The sequence below is a fragment of the bacterium genome, from assembly GCA_035945995.1.
GTDB lineage: Bacteria > Sysuimicrobiota > Sysuimicrobiia > Sysuimicrobiales > Segetimicrobiaceae > DASSJF01.
The window spans coordinates 107,104-122,265 of the sequence record DASYZR010000044.1 but is presented as its reverse complement, the minus strand read 5'-3'; the positions used below and the strand labels follow the sequence as shown (position 1 = coordinate 122,265).

Annotated in this window: 16 protein-coding genes; 11 read left to right on the top strand and 5 right to left on the bottom strand. The window is 68.0% G+C overall.

What is annotated here, in order from left to right; all coding sequences use genetic code 11:
- The 8 genes from VGZ23_04175 to VGZ23_04140 all read left to right on the top strand — a co-directional run.
- Positions 1-848: MBL fold metallo-hydrolase (locus VGZ23_04175; GenBank protein HEV2356794.1), on the top strand; the 848-nt coding region annotated here is incomplete at its 5' end.
- A gap of 61 nt (positions 849-909) precedes the next feature.
- The gene (locus VGZ23_04170; GenBank protein HEV2356793.1) at positions 910-2,220 is read left to right on the top strand and encodes an MFS transporter; all 1,311 of its coding nucleotides are present in this window, start codon (positions 910-912) and stop codon (positions 2,218-2,220) included.
- A gap of 187 nt (positions 2,221-2,407) precedes the next feature.
- Positions 2,408-3,133 (top strand): class I SAM-dependent methyltransferase, encoded by a 726-nt coding sequence (locus VGZ23_04165; protein HEV2356792.1) that lies wholly within the window; start codon positions 2,408-2,410, stop codon positions 3,131-3,133.
- 33 nt (positions 3,134-3,166) lie between these two features.
- Entirely contained in the window at positions 3,167-3,775 is a 609-nt protein-coding gene (locus VGZ23_04160; GenBank protein ID HEV2356791.1) for a class I SAM-dependent methyltransferase, read from the top strand.
- Positions 3,776-3,963: 188 nt separating this feature from the next.
- The gene (gene merB / locus VGZ23_04155; GenBank protein ID HEV2356790.1) at positions 3,964-4,473 is read left to right on the top strand and encodes an organomercurial lyase; all 510 of its coding nucleotides are present in this window, start codon (positions 3,964-3,966) and stop codon (positions 4,471-4,473) included.
- A 120-nt stretch (positions 4,474-4,593) separates the two neighbouring features.
- Positions 4,594-4,797, top strand: a complete 204-nt coding sequence (locus VGZ23_04150; GenBank protein ID HEV2356789.1) for a glutaredoxin family protein — start codon at positions 4,594-4,596, stop codon at positions 4,795-4,797.
- 1,107 nt (positions 4,798-5,904) lie between these two features.
- Entirely contained in the window at positions 5,905-7,620 is a 1,716-nt protein-coding gene (locus VGZ23_04145) for a thiamine pyrophosphate-binding protein (protein ID HEV2356788.1), read from the top strand.
- Positions 7,621-7,791: 171 nt separating this feature from the next.
- Entirely contained in the window at positions 7,792-9,378 is a 1,587-nt protein-coding gene (locus VGZ23_04140; protein HEV2356787.1) for a hypothetical protein, read from the top strand.
- A gap of 50 nt (positions 9,379-9,428) precedes the next feature.
- Here the strand turns inward: VGZ23_04140 and VGZ23_04135 are convergent, their stop codons facing one another.
- The 4 genes from VGZ23_04135 to VGZ23_04120 form a co-directional block, all read right to left on the bottom strand.
- A complete protein-coding gene (locus tag VGZ23_04135; protein HEV2356786.1) occupies positions 9,429-10,010 on the bottom strand; it encodes a DsrE/DsrF/DrsH-like family protein in 582 nt (193 codons plus the stop codon).
- Positions 10,011-10,023: 13 nt separating this feature from the next.
- A complete protein-coding gene (locus VGZ23_04130) occupies positions 10,024-10,275 on the bottom strand; it encodes a sulfurtransferase TusA family protein (protein HEV2356785.1) in 252 nt (83 codons plus the stop codon).
- Entirely contained in the window at positions 10,272-10,577 is a 306-nt protein-coding gene (locus VGZ23_04125; GenBank protein HEV2356784.1) for a hypothetical protein, read from the bottom strand. Before VGZ23_04125 ends, VGZ23_04130 begins: the two co-directional genes overlap by 4 nt.
- Before the next feature lie 115 nt (positions 10,578-10,692).
- Positions 10,693-11,166: a hypothetical protein gene (locus VGZ23_04120; protein HEV2356783.1), complete on the bottom strand. Its 474-nt coding sequence runs from the start codon at positions 11,164-11,166 to the stop codon at positions 10,693-10,695.
- Between the two features lie 143 nt (positions 11,167-11,309).
- Between VGZ23_04120 and VGZ23_04115 the strand changes: the two genes are divergently transcribed.
- Genes VGZ23_04115 through VGZ23_04105 form a run of 3 tightly spaced genes read left to right on the top strand, consistent with a single transcriptional unit; the run spans position 11,310 to position 14,152 of the window.
- Complete coding sequence (locus VGZ23_04115; protein ID HEV2356782.1) at positions 11,310-12,920, top strand: molybdopterin-dependent oxidoreductase; 1,611 nt, start codon at positions 11,310-11,312, stop codon at positions 12,918-12,920.
- A gap of 21 nt (positions 12,921-12,941) precedes the next feature.
- Positions 12,942-13,535, top strand: coding sequence for a DNA-3-methyladenine glycosylase I (locus VGZ23_04110; protein HEV2356781.1), 594 nt, complete (start codon positions 12,942-12,944; stop codon positions 13,533-13,535).
- Positions 13,532-14,152 carry a DUF1684 domain-containing protein gene (locus VGZ23_04105; GenBank protein HEV2356780.1) on the top strand — a complete coding sequence of 207 codons (621 nt, stop codon included), beginning with the start codon at positions 13,532-13,534 and terminating at the stop codon, positions 14,150-14,152. The genes VGZ23_04110 and VGZ23_04105 overlap by 4 nt, the downstream gene beginning before the upstream one ends.
- Here VGZ23_04105 and VGZ23_04100 read toward each other — a convergent pair.
- Positions 14,149-15,123: an LLM class flavin-dependent oxidoreductase gene (locus tag VGZ23_04100; protein ID HEV2356779.1), complete on the bottom strand. Its 975-nt coding sequence runs from the start codon at positions 15,121-15,123 to the stop codon at positions 14,149-14,151. The genes VGZ23_04105 and VGZ23_04100 overlap by 4 nt on opposite strands.
- Positions 15,124-15,162: the final 39 nt, after the last annotated feature.

Genomic DNA, 15,162 nt, shown 5'->3' with positions numbered 1-15,162 from the left:
CCCAAGGGGTGGCGGCGGAGTCCCTCGACGGCGGGATGCAGGCGTGGAGCCTCGCCTGGAACCTCGCGGAACTGCGGTTGGCCGGCGGCGTCACCGTGATTCAGGTCCGCCGGACGGGCAAGGGGTGCCTCTCATACGTCGTGGCCGATCACGACGAGGCACTAGTCATCGACCCGGCCCTGGGCTCGGACGTCTACCGGGAGATCGCCGCCGCGAGCGGACTCAAAATCCTCGGGGTCGTCGACACGCACGTCCACGCAGATCATCTGTCGCGCTCGCGGCTCCTGGCGCAGGAACTGGAGATTCCGCATTATCTGCCCGCGCAGGACCGTGTGCATTTCTCCTTTGCGGCTCTCCGGGACGGCGACCGCATCCCGCTGGGTGGAACGGCGCTGGAAGTCCTGCACACGCCGGGGCATACGTGGGAGAGCTCCACGTATCATCTCCCGGCCGGTGGCGTGTTCACCGGCGATACGCTGTTCCTGGACGGCGTGGGACGGCCGGATCTTGAGGCGCGCGTCGGCGAGGCGGAGGAGCGCGGCCGTACCCTCTACCAGTCTCTTCAGCGGCTCGTGTCGCTGCCGGAGGAGACCCAAGTCCTGCCGGGGCACGCCGGCGGCCCGCTCACGTTTGACGGCATCCCGTGGGCCGCGCCGCTCGCGGCGGTGCGCTCCCGAGTTCCACTGTTGCAGCTGAATGAAACGGCATTCGTGCACACCCTGCTCGCCCGTATTCCACCCACACCCCCCAACCATCACCGCATCGTCGCCTTGAACGAGACAGGCCGGTGGCCGGAGGACGACCCGATCGTCCTGGAAGCCGGGGCCAACCGGTGCGCGGTCGGGTAGGAGCATGCGGAGCCGTCAAGGATCATCAGCGCCGCCGGCCCCGGATGCGATGGGACTGAGGATGCCTGTCGCCGGGACGCTGCCCGGGAAAGCCCAGCCCGTCGCGTTGGGACTGCGCGCGAACCTGGCGCAGTTCAGTCTCCTCGTCCTGATCAACGCCTTCGTGGGCGGGATGGTCGGCCTCGAGCGCGCGGTGCTGCCGCTCATCGCCGAGCACGACTTTGGGCTCGCGTCCAAGAGCGTCATCCTCTCGTTCCTCGTGAGCTTCGGGATCGTGAAGGCCTTGACCAACCTCCTCGCGGGCCGGTACGCGGAGGTGGTGGGCCGGAAGCGCCTGCTGGTCGCGGGATGGGTCATCGGCCTTCCGGTCCCCTTCATGATCATGTGGGCGCCGTCGTGGGGCTGGGTCACCGCGGCCAACGTGCTCCTCGGCATCAACCAGGGACTCTGCTGGTCGATGACCGTCATCATGAAGATCGATCTCGCCGGCCCGAGCCGCCGGGGACTCGCGTTGGGCCTCAACGAGTCGGCCGGGTATGGGGCGGTGGCGCTCGCGGCGCTGGCCTCCGGGTATCTCGCGAGCGCATATGGGCTTCGGCCGGTGCCCTTCTACCTCGGCGTGGCGTTCGCAGCTCTAGGGTTGGGCCTCTCGGCGGCGTTCGCGCGCGACACCACGGCGCACGCGAGGCACGAGGCCCGCGTGCACCACGACGGTCCGGCCGCCCCGCCATCGTTTCGCGAGGTGTTCGTCCGAACCAGCTGGCGCGACCGGGATCTCTTCGCCTGCAGCCAGGCGGGGCTGGTGAACAACCTCAACGACGGGATGGCGTGGGGTCTCCTCCCGTTGTTCTTCGCGTCAGCCGGTCTCGGCGTCGCGCGCATCGGCGTGCTGGCCGCGACCTATCCGGCCGTGTGGGGGGTGGGACAGCTCGTGACCGGCGCGCTCTCAGACCGATGGGGCCGGAAATGGATGATTGCCTGGGGGATGTGGACGCAGGCACTGGGGATCTGGCTCATCGTCGCCGCCCCGCGACTTGCGCCCCACGGCGGACCGTTCGGGCTCTGGGTCGCCGGTGCCGTGCTGCTCGGTGTGGGGACCGCGCTCGTCTACCCGACGCTGCTCGCCGCCATCGGCGACGTCGTCCATCCCTCGTGGCGTGCCTCGGCCGTCGGTGTCTATCGTCTCTGGCGGGACCTGGGGTACGCCGTGGGCGCGCTCCTCTCCGGCATCGTCGCGGATCTCTTCGGCCTCGCGTGGGCGATCGTCACCGTCGGTGGACTGACGTTCCTCTCCGGTATCGTGGTGGCCGTTCGTATGAGAAGGGCACCCCAGGCTCGCCAAGCGAGCTATGCGGTACTCGGAGGGCGGTGATACGGCATGGCCGGCAAGACGATCGCGGTGCCCGGCGGCGGTGTCGGGAGCTTGATGGCCGCGAACGCCTTCGAGCAGTGGTGGCTTGCACCTCGGGGGGTGCCGCGCAAACGCCCTCAAGGCCGCCCTTGCGCTTGGCGCGCGCTCCCTCGGGCTTCGGGCTGTCGCCTGAGCCGGAGGCGACCTCATGTCGATGACGGACAGGACGCCGACGGTGCCCGCATCCGCAGGAGCGTCTGAGACGGTCCGCCTCTTCGACCATGAGACCGCGCGGTACGATGCGTGGTTTGACTCGCTCGCAGGACAGGTTCTGTTCCGCGCAGAGGTGGAAGCCGTTCGCCGCCTCTTCAGCGGGCTACCTGGCCCGGGGCTGGAGGTCGGGGTCGGCACGGGCCGGTTTGCCCAGGCGCTGGGGGTGTCCTATGGGGCGGACCCTTCGTGGGGCGTTCTGCAACTTGCCCGGCGGCGCGGCGTTCACGTCGTTCAGGGTCGAGGAGAGGCGCTTCCGTTCCTTGATGGGACCTTCGGCAGTGTGCTCCTGATCGTGACCCTCTGCTTCGCGGATCCGATTTCGCTGCTCGAGGAGGCGAAACGGACCCTCGCGCCCGGGGGCGGGCTCATTGTGGCTGACATCCTGCGGGACAGTCCCTGGGGGTGCTGGTATCTTGACAAGAAGGCCGCCGGCCATCCGTTCTATCGGCACGCCACGTTCTACTCGCTGGAAGAGCTGCAGGGATTGCTGGTGCGCGCTGGTCTCGCACTCGCAGGCACGTCTTCGACGCTCACCCAGCCTCCAGGGGACCTACCAACAGCCGAACCCGTCTATGACGGAATCAGGCCGGGAGCCTCCTTTGTGTGCCTGAGGGCTGGGGTCCCGGGCCGGAAAGACCTCCCGATTCAACGCCATCAATGACGATCGACACCCCAAAACGTCAAGGACGCGGCCATGGCCTTCTACAGTGATTTCGTCCTGCCGCGCCTCTGCGATCTTGCGATGCGCAATCGGCAGCTGTTGCCGTATCGTAAGCGGGTCGTCGGCTCGGCCCGAGGCCGGGTCCTCGAGATCGGCGCCGGATCAGGTCTGAATCTGCCTTTCTACGGCTCCGTGCGCGAGATACTGGCGCTTGAGCCTGTACCGCGATTGATCGCCATGGCGCGGCGTGCGACCAGCGCAACGGTCCCGGTGACGTTCATCGAGGGGTCTGCAGAGGCTATTCCGCTCGAAGATGGGACTGTCGATACTGTCGTCACGACCTGGACGTTATGCTCGATACCTGACGCGGATGTCGCGCTCCATGAAATGCGCCGCGTTTTGAGGCCAGGGGGCCGCCTGGTCTTTGTCGAGCACGGGCTCGCGACGGAGGAGAACGTGCGTCGATGGCAGGATCGCTTGACACCGTTGTGGAGACGGGTCAGCGGCGGGTGCCACCTCAACCGGCCGATCCGCGCCATGATCGAAGGCAGCGGCTTCCGTCTTGAACGGCTCGAGACGGGCTACCTACCCGGTCCGAAGATGTTGAATTTTACCCATGAGGGCAGCGCTGTTCCCACTTAGCCAAGGGCTAAGCGCTGATCTGTCGCCAAGGCGGATCCCGACGGGGGCGCCAGCTCGCCGCAAGCGTACTCCGCCGAGCCGCCACCATCTTTTCCCTGAGAGGAGATCATCGTCTTTCGGTGCGGTATTGACCTTAAACTCGGGTTTAGGGTTTAGGATGGAGGCACTACGTTCGAGGAGATCAGAGTATGCCGCAAGCAGCAACGAACGTGACGCAACTCGCGGAGAAAATTGCTGCCGCCGTCCCCCGCTTCGACCCCATCGGCCGTCGTGTCGCGGTGAGTCTCTACCGAGAGTTGGCCAAGGGCGAGCCGGTGTCCGTTGCGCGCCTGGCGACGCTGCTTAACCTACGGCCCGAGGCAGTCAGCAGCGCCTTGTCGGCCTGCGCGGTGTTTTACGACAACGGCGGCGCGGTCACCGGCTTCGGCGGGCTCACGTTTGCAGAGATGCCGCCCCACCACCTCCGGGTGGATGGCCAAACCCTCTACGCGTGGTGCGCGTGGGATAGTCTTTGCATCCCAGGTATCCTCGGCAAGACGGCCGACGTCACCTCACGAGATCCCGTTACCGAGGCAACCATAGGGCGCCTCGGCGCGCGCGCTGCGATCGAGCCCAAAACACTCCGCTACTACGACCGTGTCGGTCTCGTCAGGCCTGCCGCGCGCCCCATCCGTCGGCGGGGAGGCCGTCAGGGATAAGGCGAGGAACGCTGCGGCGATCAGGGTGTCATAGTTGAGGGTTCGCGTGATCGAGATCAGCTGCGAATGGAGGCATGCACGATGGCCAGGTCGGTCACGGTCTTCAACCAGCCGGGTTGAATCTTCTGTCGCAGGGTCGAGGAGTTCCTCACCCAACACGGGATACCGTTCCAGGCGAGAAATATCGCCGAGGATCCGGCGGCGATGGAGGAGCTCGAGCATCTGGGCGTCGCGAGCACGCCGGTGACGGTCATCGACGGCGAGGTCGTGGTCGGGTTCGACCGCAGGCGGCTGGCGGCGTTGTTGGGCCTGCCCGGGACATGACGGCGCCCGGGCGCGGCAACCTCATATCGTTGGCCGAGACGTGCGGGGGGTCGCCCGACGTATTATTGAGTTGGATCTCTGGCGTGGTGATCCGCTGGGACGACAAGCGAATCGAGGATGGTCATCGATGCAGACCGCGATCGGCGAGCAGAAACAGGTTCGTTTCACACGCCCCCTCACTTTCAAGGCATTGAAGGCGCGAGGGCTGTGCCCCACCTGACCGTCGAGCCTGCTGCTCGGGTTGGCAGCATTGCTGGTTTACAATGCAGGTTACGTCATGTGGAATCTGCCAAGGGCAGTACGACGGCTGGTTCGAACGATGGCGAGAGCACGGTGACGGTGGCAGAGCGGGTCGGGCGGCTCAGGGCGGATCGGCGGGGAGGGCGGGGGCGTGCTGACGCGATGCGAGAAGGTGTGCCAGTGGATCGGCGGTGCCGGAGCGCTCGTGAGTTGCACCGGCATGATCGTGTCACTTGCGGCCGGACTGGTCGGCACCGCAGGCAGTGCCCGCCCGCCAGGGTGGCATGGCCGGGATGGGCTCCGTGAACGGCGCGGGCCAGGCGCCGGGCGGAACCTCACCGCTGCTGGCCTTCCTCAACGGCATCGCCATCCCGCTCCTCCTGCTGTCGATCGCCCTGATGCTGTTCGGCGTGGCGCGGGCGGGGTGGCGGGGCGCGGGACTGGTGGCGCTCGGGAGCGCTCTCCTCGTGGTGAACATGTTTGTGCGGACGACTGCGCCGATGGCGGCCGCGCTCATGGGAGCGGGATATCTTTTGGTGTTTCTCGGCTACCTGGTCGCGTGGAGGGCCAGCAGAACCCGCCGCACCGTCTTGTCTCGCGTTTCGCTGATCATCCCGTTGTATTTCATCTGCGAGATTGCGGGCAGAGTGGGATCGGTCACCAAGAAGGGTCTCGGCCAACTGATCCGGGAAAACTTCTCGAGAACGCTCTCCGTCGCGCTCAGTCTCTTCGGACCCCTCCCTGCTCGTGGGATAGAGCGGGCCGCCGGTCGAAGTCCTGCCCGACATCCAAAATGGCGCGATCGTGGAGATCGACGGCCGAGCTCGCCGCGGATCCCGAAGCGGTACGTGATCACGGAGGCATGCAATGATGGCGAACGATCCGTCAGACCGGGGCCGCGGGGCGCGGGCCGCTATGAATGTGACGGCGGCTCACCAGGTACGGCCCACCTCCCGGCGCATGACGGGAGGCCAGGCACTCGTCGAGTGCCTGAAGATCCAGGGTGTGGAAGTAGTCTTCGGTCTCCCTGGGGTGCAGCTGGACGGGGCGTTCGACGCGCTGTACGAGGCGCATGACGCGATCCGCGTCGTTCACACGCGGCACGAGCAGGCGGCCTCGTACATGGCAGACGGTTACGCGCGTACGGCGGGACGGGTCGGCGCGTGTTTGGTGGTCCCGGGCCCCGGGCTCTTGAATGCGGCATCCGGCCTCGCCACGGCGTATGCCTGCTCCGCCCCGGTACTCTGCATCGTCGGTCAAATCCCGTCCAAGTATATCGGCGCGGGCCGGGGGTTACTGCACGAGATCCCGGATCAACTCGCGGCGGCGCGTTCCGTCACCAAGTGGACGGGGCAGGCGGGCCGTCCGGAGGAGATCCCCGGCGCGGTCCGGGAGGCCTTCCGGCAGCTGCAGAGCGGACACGTACGGCCGGTTGCGATTGAGGTGCCCCAGGATGTCCTGCAGGCGACGGCCGAGGTGACGCTGCCGGCGCGGGTCGAGACGGAGCGGGAGGGGGGCGATCCCGACGCGGTGGAGGCGGCGGCCAAGATGCTGGGCGGCGCCCAACGGCCGGTGATTTTCGCCGGCGGCGGTGTCCTGGCGTCCGGCGCCTGGACATCCCTCGAAGCGCTTGCGGAGATGCTCGAGGCGCCCGTCGTCATGTCGAGCAGCGGCAGAGGCGCGCTGTCCGACCGTCACTACCTGGCCCAAACAATGAACGCCGGAGAGGAGCTGCTGCCGGCCTCCGACGTCGTGCTGGTGGTGGGCACCCGCTTCCTGCAGCCGGCGCTGTCGACGTGGAAGCCGCGACACGATCAGACCGTGATCCAGGTCGACATCGACCCGGAGGAAATCGGCCGGAATTGTCCCGTGGCAGCCGGCATCGTTGCCGACGCGGCATGGGCGCTTACGGAGCTGCTCCGGCGCATCCCGCGGCACAATCGCACGCGTCCGTCCCGCCGGGACGAGTGTCTTGCGGTAAAGCGGAGAGTGGGCGAGGTGCTCGGCGTGCTCGGGCCGCAGGCGGCATTCGGACAGGCCATCCGAGACGCGCTGCCTGACGACGGCATCGTCGTGAGTGGGGTCACCCAACTCGGGTACTGGATCCAATTTGGCGCGTTTCCCGTCTACCGGCCGCGGACGCTGCTCACGCCTGGGTACCAGGGGACGCTCGGCTACGAATACGGCACGGCGCTCGGCGCGCAGGTCGGCGCGCCGGCGCAGCGCGCCGTCGCCGTCGTCGGCGACGGAGGGTTCATGTACCAGGTCCAGGAGCTGGCTACGGCGGTCCTCCACCACATCAACGCGATCGCCATCGTCTTCAACGACCGCGCGTACGGGAACGTGCGCCGCATGCAGCAGCGCCTGTACGGCGGCCGGGTGATTGCGTCGGAGCTGCACAACCCGGACTTCATGAAACTGGCCGAGGCCTTCGGCGTCAACGGACTGCGCGCCGAAGGACCTGAAGGACTCCGCGCCCAGTTGTCGGCGGCGCTCCTCGAAGATGCGCCGGCCCTGATCGAAGTTCCGGTCGGGGAGATGCCGGACCCGTGGCCCGTGATCAGACGCGGCTACCTGCCCTAGCGTTCCGGCGCGAGGGCCCCACGGATTGCGCCCACGCAAGCGGCGCGCCGTTTCGGTCGACGGGCCCTCGGGGCATACAACCGTGTGATCCCCCTGCGGAAACCTGGAGGCGTTGGATTGCATGGCTGTGTCGACGGGACGGCTCATCGACGAGTTGCTGCGGGGTATCGCGTGATGCGGCGCGCCGTGTCCCCGGCGTTGGCCCTGCTGGCGTCGTTTCTTGCGGCGGCGATTCCGCCCTCCCCACCGGCGTTTCCCGGCGAGGAAGGCGGGATCCTGACGTTCCACGGCGATCTCGGGCGAACGGGATGGAACAGCGCCGAGCGCGCTCTGACGCCGTCGACTGCGCCCTTCGTCCATAGAGTGTGGACGGCCGGGGTCGAAGGGGAGATTTACGCGGAGCCGCTCGTGGTTCCCGGCCTGGCCATGTTTGGCCGCGTGCGCACGGTCGTGTATGTCGTGACCGAGCGGAACCGCGTCTATGCGCTCGACGCGGTGGACGGCAAGATCCTGTGGGGGCCGATCTCGCTCGGGCAACCGGTGCCGCGCGCCAGCCTGCCGTGCGGAAACATCGACCCCGTGGGCATTACGAGCACGCCGGTCATCGATCGGGGCGCCGGCACGGTCTACGTTGTCGGTCTCACCACCCCCGATGGAGGACGCAGCAAGGCGTACACGATCGCGGCGCTCGACGTGAAGAGCGGCACGATGCGGCCCGGGTGGCCCGCGGAGGTCGCGCCTCGGGCCGTCTCCGGCCGCCGGTTCGACCCGGGCGTCCAGCAGCAACGGGGCGCACTGACGCTCTTCCACGGCGTGGTGTATGTGCCTTTTGGAGGCTACCGGGGCGACTGCGGAGACTACCACGGGTGGGTCGTCGCCGTCCCCCTTGCCAGCCCTACGACGCAGGACGGGTACGTGACGCCCAGCCCGCGGATGGCCGGGATCTGGGCGACCGGCGGCCTCGCCGCGGATGCGAACGGCAACCTGTATGCGGCGACCGGGAACAGCGAATCGCGCGGCCGGGTGGACCTGGGCAACAGCGTGATCCGTCTCTTCACGTCGCCCCTTCGGTTCTCGGGCGCGCCGCGTGACTACTTCACGCCAAGCAACCACGTGGCCTTGAACGAAGGCGACACCGACCTGGGATCGACGGCGCCGCTTGTCCTGCCGGGCGAGGCCGGCGCGTCTACGCCGCACCTCTTGTTCATCGCCGGCAAGCAGGGCGTGGGGTATCTGATCAATCGCGATAACCTGGGTGGGCAGAGTCGCGGCAACGGCGTGGCCGGCGAGGGTGTGTATAGCCGCTGCCTGTTCGGGTCCTGCGGGTACGGAGGAGCCGAGGTAGCCTCCGCCACCGCGTACTGGGACGGCGGGAGCGCCGGACGCCTGATCTTCGTCCCGGGGCGTGGCCGTCAACCCGGACCGTGCCGCGGCACGGGAGGCATCGCCGCGCTGCGCCTCGGCACCGCGCCGGGCTCGCGCACCGCGACCTTCGCCATCGCCTGGTGCGGTCCGTCGATGAGCGACCCGGGAGCGCCGGCCGTGTCGGGAGCCGGCCCGGACGGCGGCCTCGTGTGGATTGTGGATCACGGCGCCGGCGTGCTCTACGCGCTCCGTGCCCGCACCGGGGCCGCGGTGTACGTCTCGCGCGGCGCTGACGCGCTGCGCGAAACTCACCGGTTCATCACGCCGGCGGTGTGGGACGGCCGCGTGTACGTCGGCGCGGGCCACGACGTCGTGGCGTACGGACTCCAATAGCAAACCGCGAACCGGCCGCCGAGCGAGCGGCCGCCGCCGCCGCGTGGGGGTCAGATGAACAGGCTCGTCCGCGCCTTCAGCGAGTCGGCTAGGAAGGTGGCCACGCCGCCGTATTCGAGGCCACCCACCAGTTCGGATTCGGAAATCCCCATCACGTCGCGCGACATCTCGCAGGCGATCATGCGCACGCCCATCTCCCGCGCGAGGGAAAACAGGTCCTCCAGCGAGTTCACGTTCCTGGCCTTCATCATGGCCCGCAGCATTATCGCGCCGGCGCCGAAATAGTTCATCTTCGAGACCGGGAGGCTCCGGCTGGAGCCGGGCGCCATGACCGCCATCATCTTTTGGAAGAGCGTCTTTCCCGACAACTCGGTCCGCTTCTTGATGACGCTCAGGCCCCAAAACGTAAAGAACATGCTGACCTGCTGGCCCACGGCCGCGGCGCCCGTGGCGATGACAAACGCCGCCAGGACCCGGTCCAGGTCGCCCGAGAAAACGACGATCGCGACCCGGTCCTCTGCCGCCCGTTCCTCGAGGGCCCCGAGCCGGTGCTCGAGATCCCGCAGTTTCGCGTCAAGCGCCCCCTCGAGCGGCGGGGCCAAGTCCACTCTGGTATCGACGACGCCGTCCAATGGATTCGCCTCCTCAGGCCGTTCGCTTGACATAGTGGACGTACACTGTTGCACCGTCCACAGACTCCGTCTCCTGCGCGACCAACTCCATGCTCTTCGCGATCTTCGCCCAGGCCTGGAAATCGGCCACTGACCCGCGATCCGTCGCCACGACCTTGAGCACGCGGCCCGGGTCGAGCGTCGCGATTTCCTTGCGGGCATTCACGAGCGGCATCGGGCAGGTGAGGCCGCGTACGTCCAACATTTTGTCGAAGGGCTGGCTCATGGTGATCGTCCCACGGTAGAAGACTCGTACGCCTGCGCGAGTGCACAGACATTCCTGCCCGGCTCGAGCGCCCACGCGTCGTCCTCGCCGGGCCGGAACAGGCCGATGTTGACCCGCTTGATGTCCATGTACTCCGGAATGAACTCGGGCAGACTCGCGAAGAGGTAGCGCACGAACCCATCCTCGCTTTCGCGCTGAAGGACGCCGAGGCTCTCGTTGCGCCGCTTGAGATCATCGAGGGAGGCGGCGACGACGCCGGTCTCGCCGGCTTCCTCAAGGCCGGCGGTGTGCCCCGGCAGCACGGTCATGTCTCCCGGGAGGCTGAGGAGCTTCCGGAGCGAGCGGGCGTGCAGGCGGGCCCACGTCTCCGCCTTGCCGCCGAGGTCCGGCCGCGCGATGGAGCGGACGAAGATGCTGTCACCGTGAACATGTACCGGTCGCCGAGCCGGAGGGCAACGAGGCCGAGCGTATGGCCGGGGATATGCATGGCCTCGAGCGCGCGGCTTCCCACGGGGAGGATCTGGCGGTCGCGGATCGGCTCATATGAGATCGTAGCCGGAAGCAGATCGATCGGGTGGACGGCGTCGTAGGGATGGAGATAGTAGGTCGCGCCCGTCGCAGCCGCGAGGGACGGACCTCGGAGGTGTCACCCGTGGCGCACACGCTGAGGATCGGCACATCGCGGGGGAGCCACTCCGCGAGGTGTTGCTCCACGTAGGCGACGACGGAGTCGACCATGTTTTCCTTGCCGCCCATCTCGAGCATCTCAAAGTACGGAACGTTGATGGCCACCACGACACCGCGGCCCGCGAGCCCGAACCGTTCGCCATCGTCGCGGTTGCGCACGTCGAGAACGCCGAACGGCATGCCGCGCTCAAGGCGGTCGAGCACGTCCGCGGCGCTCCAACCGATCTGACGCCCTCCATCGCGGCGCACCCCCCGATGGGTTGCCGCCGTCAGAACTACGCTTATCTTGATCTTAGCATCTCCACCCGGTGTCCGGCGAGACGACTTTCCGGTGTACATAGCCAGTGATGCGATGGGAACCTGGACGTCACGCGGCCGGGTTCGGGAGCGGCGTCGCAGCCGGAGCCCTCGCGACGCTTGCGCTGGTTGCCTATCGGCTGGCATCCGGCACTCCGATGCCGCAAGAAGCGCTGGCCGAGCGGATGGTCCGGCTGCTCCCGTATCCGGTGTACGCGCTGCTCCTCGCGGAGCTCCAACACCTCGCGAAACCGGTCGCCTTCGGGGTGGCGGTTGCGGCCGGCCTCGCCGGTTTCGGCCTCGGGGGCGCGGCGTACGCGCGCGCAACGCGGGCCGGGCGTCGATCCCGCCTGACTCTCGGACTCGCCGCCGCCGCGGTCACGTGGGCGTTTCTTACCTGTGTCTTTCTGCCGGTCATCCAGGGAGGGATTCTGGGCGAGCCCCTCACCACGGTCGTTTCCGCGCCGGCACTTCCCCTTGCGATCGGAAGTTTGGTGTACGGACTGCTCCTGGCAGCGTTCTGCCGGCCCGCGCAACCCCGAATGCGGACAGGCCGGCCGAGCTCCGTTCCCTCATCTCTCACGCCCCGCGCGCCACGGGCCGGCGACTCCCCTGCGAGCGTTGGAGCGATCGCCCGCCGCGATCTCTTACGCCGGTCCGCGCTGATTCTGTTCGTGGCTGCCGCCACCTCCCGTCTCGGCGCCTGGGCAGACGCGGCCGGCTCCACGATCGCCGCCGGGATGTCGGGAGCGGCCGCCGCGGCTTCGGGAGCGTTTCGCTTGATCTGGGGGATGCCCGCCGAAGTCACCTCGACCGCGCGGTTCTATCAGGTGTCCAAGAATTATCCCTTCGACCCCGCCGTGGACGTCGCGGCGTGGTCGCTCGGGGTCACCGGTCTTGTCGTTCATCCTCGAAGGTTCTCCTACGCGGAGTTCGTGAGGGCCGCGCCCCCGGTGGAGCGCTACCAGACACTGGAGTGCATCAGCAACGAGGTCGGGGGCGACTTGATCGGCAACGCCCGGTGGCGAGGATTGAGAGTCCGGGACATCCTCGGGTTGGCCGGGGTCCGGCCCGAGGCGGCGACGATCATCTGGCGCAGCGCCGACGGCTACTCCGAGTCGGTGCCGCTGGCCGTGGCGATGGACCCCGGGTCGCTCCTCGCCTATGAGATGAACGGCAGACCGCTTCCCCAGGAACACGGTGCGCCCGTGCGGGTCCTCCTCCTCAACAAATACGGGACGAAGCAGCCCAAGTGGCTGACCGGCATTCAGGTGGCGGATGCCGACGCCATTGGGCGCTGGGAACGCCTGCGGCTGCATCACCCGGCGGTCGTCAAGACGCAAAGCGCTTTCCGCGCCGAGATGAAAGCCGGCACCGTCGTGCTGCTCGGAGGCTGGGCGTTTGCCGGCAGCCGCGGGATCTCCGGCGTGGACGTGAGCGCGGACGGCGGGAGGACGTGGTTCTCGGCCGTGGTCAAAGAGGCGTTGGGCGAGAACTGCTGGCAGTTCTGGTCGGCGGAGTGGACGCCGCCGGCGCCCGGCGAGTACGCGTTGAAGGTGCGGGCGGTCGACGGTGCCGGAACGGTGCAGCCCGGACGGTGGCGCCGAATGCCGGACGGCGCGGAGGGGTATCACGAGGTTCGGATTCACGTGGCCGGGTAGACGTCGTATACTGCAGTCACGGTGGCCACGAGGATCCCGGTAACACGCTGCGGGTGGGCGCTGGGTGACCCGCTGCTGACAGCCTACCACGACACCGAGTGGGGCACTCCGCTGCACGACGACCGCGCCCTGTTCGAGCTGCTGGTGCTGGAGGGCGCGCAGGCCGGCCTGAGCTGGCTGACCGTGCTCCGGAAGCGCGAGGCCTATCGGGCGGCGTTCCGAGCGTTCGATGCCGAGGCGGTCGCGCGATTCGACGCCCCGCGGCGCCGGCGGCTTCTCCAGAACCCGGGGCTGATCAGGAACCGGTTCAAAATCGACTCGGCCGTCATGAATGCGCGCGCCGTGCTCGCCGCCCGGGATGCGTTTGGAAGCTTCGACGCGTACGTCTGGCGGTTTGTCGGCGGCGAGCCGATCCGCCGGGTGCGGCGGGTGCCGAGCGACGTGCCGGCCGAGACGCCGGAGTCCCGCGCGATGAGCCGGGACATGAGATCACGCGGGTTCACGTTCGTGGGTCCCACCATCTGCTACGCGTTCATGCAGGCGGCCGGGCTCGTCGACGATCACCTGGTCAGGTGCTTCCGGCACCGGGCGGGCAGGGTGCGGGCGGCGAGGTGACCGACGCGGCTGAGCGGCTCCAGCTCCTGGACTGGAAACGGCAGCTCTCGGAGCTCTACGGGAAGATCCGGACAGCCAACGACCCATCCGCGGCCTGGACGGCCTGGCGCACCACCCGGGACACGCTGTTCCTGAATCATCCCCAGTCGCCGCTTCCGGCGGGCGATCGTGGTCTGCCTCGGAGGCCTTCATACTACCCGTATGACTCCGATGCGCGCGCCCTCGCGGACATCGTCGGCGTCGATGAAATGCCGTACGAGATCGTGGCGAACGACGGCACGACCAGCCGGTTTACGCATTTTGCCGCGGCGCGATTCACGCTGTTCGGGCAGTCATGTGAGCTGGGCCTGTTCTGGTTGGAGGGATACGGCGGCGGGTTGTTTCTGCCGTTTCGCGACGGCACGAGCGGAGCTGAGACGTACGGCGGCGGCCGCTACCTCCTGGACACGGTCAAAGGCGCGGATCTCGGCATCGACGGCGGCCGGCTGGTCCTGGACTTCAATTTCGCGTACAATCCGTCGTGCGCGTACGATCCGCGGTGGACCTGCCCGCTGGCGCCGCCGGGCAACCGGCTGCCGATGGCGCTGCGCGCCGGCGAGCGGACCGCCCCGGCTTAGTGGGCGCCCTCGACGTGCGGCAGGACCTCCTCGATGACGCGGCGGAGCTGTCCCATCTGATCCCAGCCGGTGCACCGCAGCCCGACCGTGTGAATGCCCATCCGGGCGTAGACGTTGAGGTGCTCGATGCACTGCGCCGGTGATCCCGCGGCGGTCCAGCTGGCGACCCGCTGCGGAGGAAAGTCCACCATGTAGTACGCGTCCAGGAATCGTTTCGACTCGGCCAGCGCGGCTTCCCGATCCTCGTTCACGTGGATGTTGTGATAGAGACTCGTCTCAAGCTCGTCGGGATTCCGCCCCAGCTCGCGCGCCTTCCCGCGGACATCCTCGAGCCGCCACTGCACGTCCTCGGGATCCGACAGCGACGTCTGCCATCCGTCGGCATGACGGGCGACGCGGCGGTGCGTCCGCTCGATCCGTTCGCGCGGCCCCGACGCGTTGTTCGCGATCCAGATCGGCGGCCGCGGTTTGGCCGCGGGTTTGGGCTCGATGGTGATCCCCTGCAGGCGGTAATGTTTGCCCTCGAAGCTGACCTCGTCTTCCGTCCACAGCCGCTTGAGGATCGTGATCCACTCCACGAGCCGTTCGACCCGCGCCTTATTGTCGAGGCCGTAGTGCGCGGCCTCCACGGCGCCGCCAGCCTGGGGGACGATCCCGGTGCAGGCGATCAGGAGGGTGCGGCCGCCCGCGAGCAGATCGAGGCTCGCCCACTGATAGGCCAGCAGCACCGGATCGCGAAGCGGGAAACTGGCCATGCAGGCGGGCGCGATCCGGACCCGCGTGGTGCGCGCGGCGATTCCGGCCATGAGGGTGATCGACTCCATCCGCGGCTTCCCGAGCAGACTGTCGCCGACCCACACGTCCTGGAACAGGCCCGAGCGCTCGGCCGTCTCGCTCATCCGGAGCATCTGCTCGGGTGTAGTCACGCCGAACAACACCCCGCGGTTCGGTAGCGTCAGCGCGAACCTCATGTGGCTGCTTCCCCCGTTCGGCTCACGGCGTACCCTGTG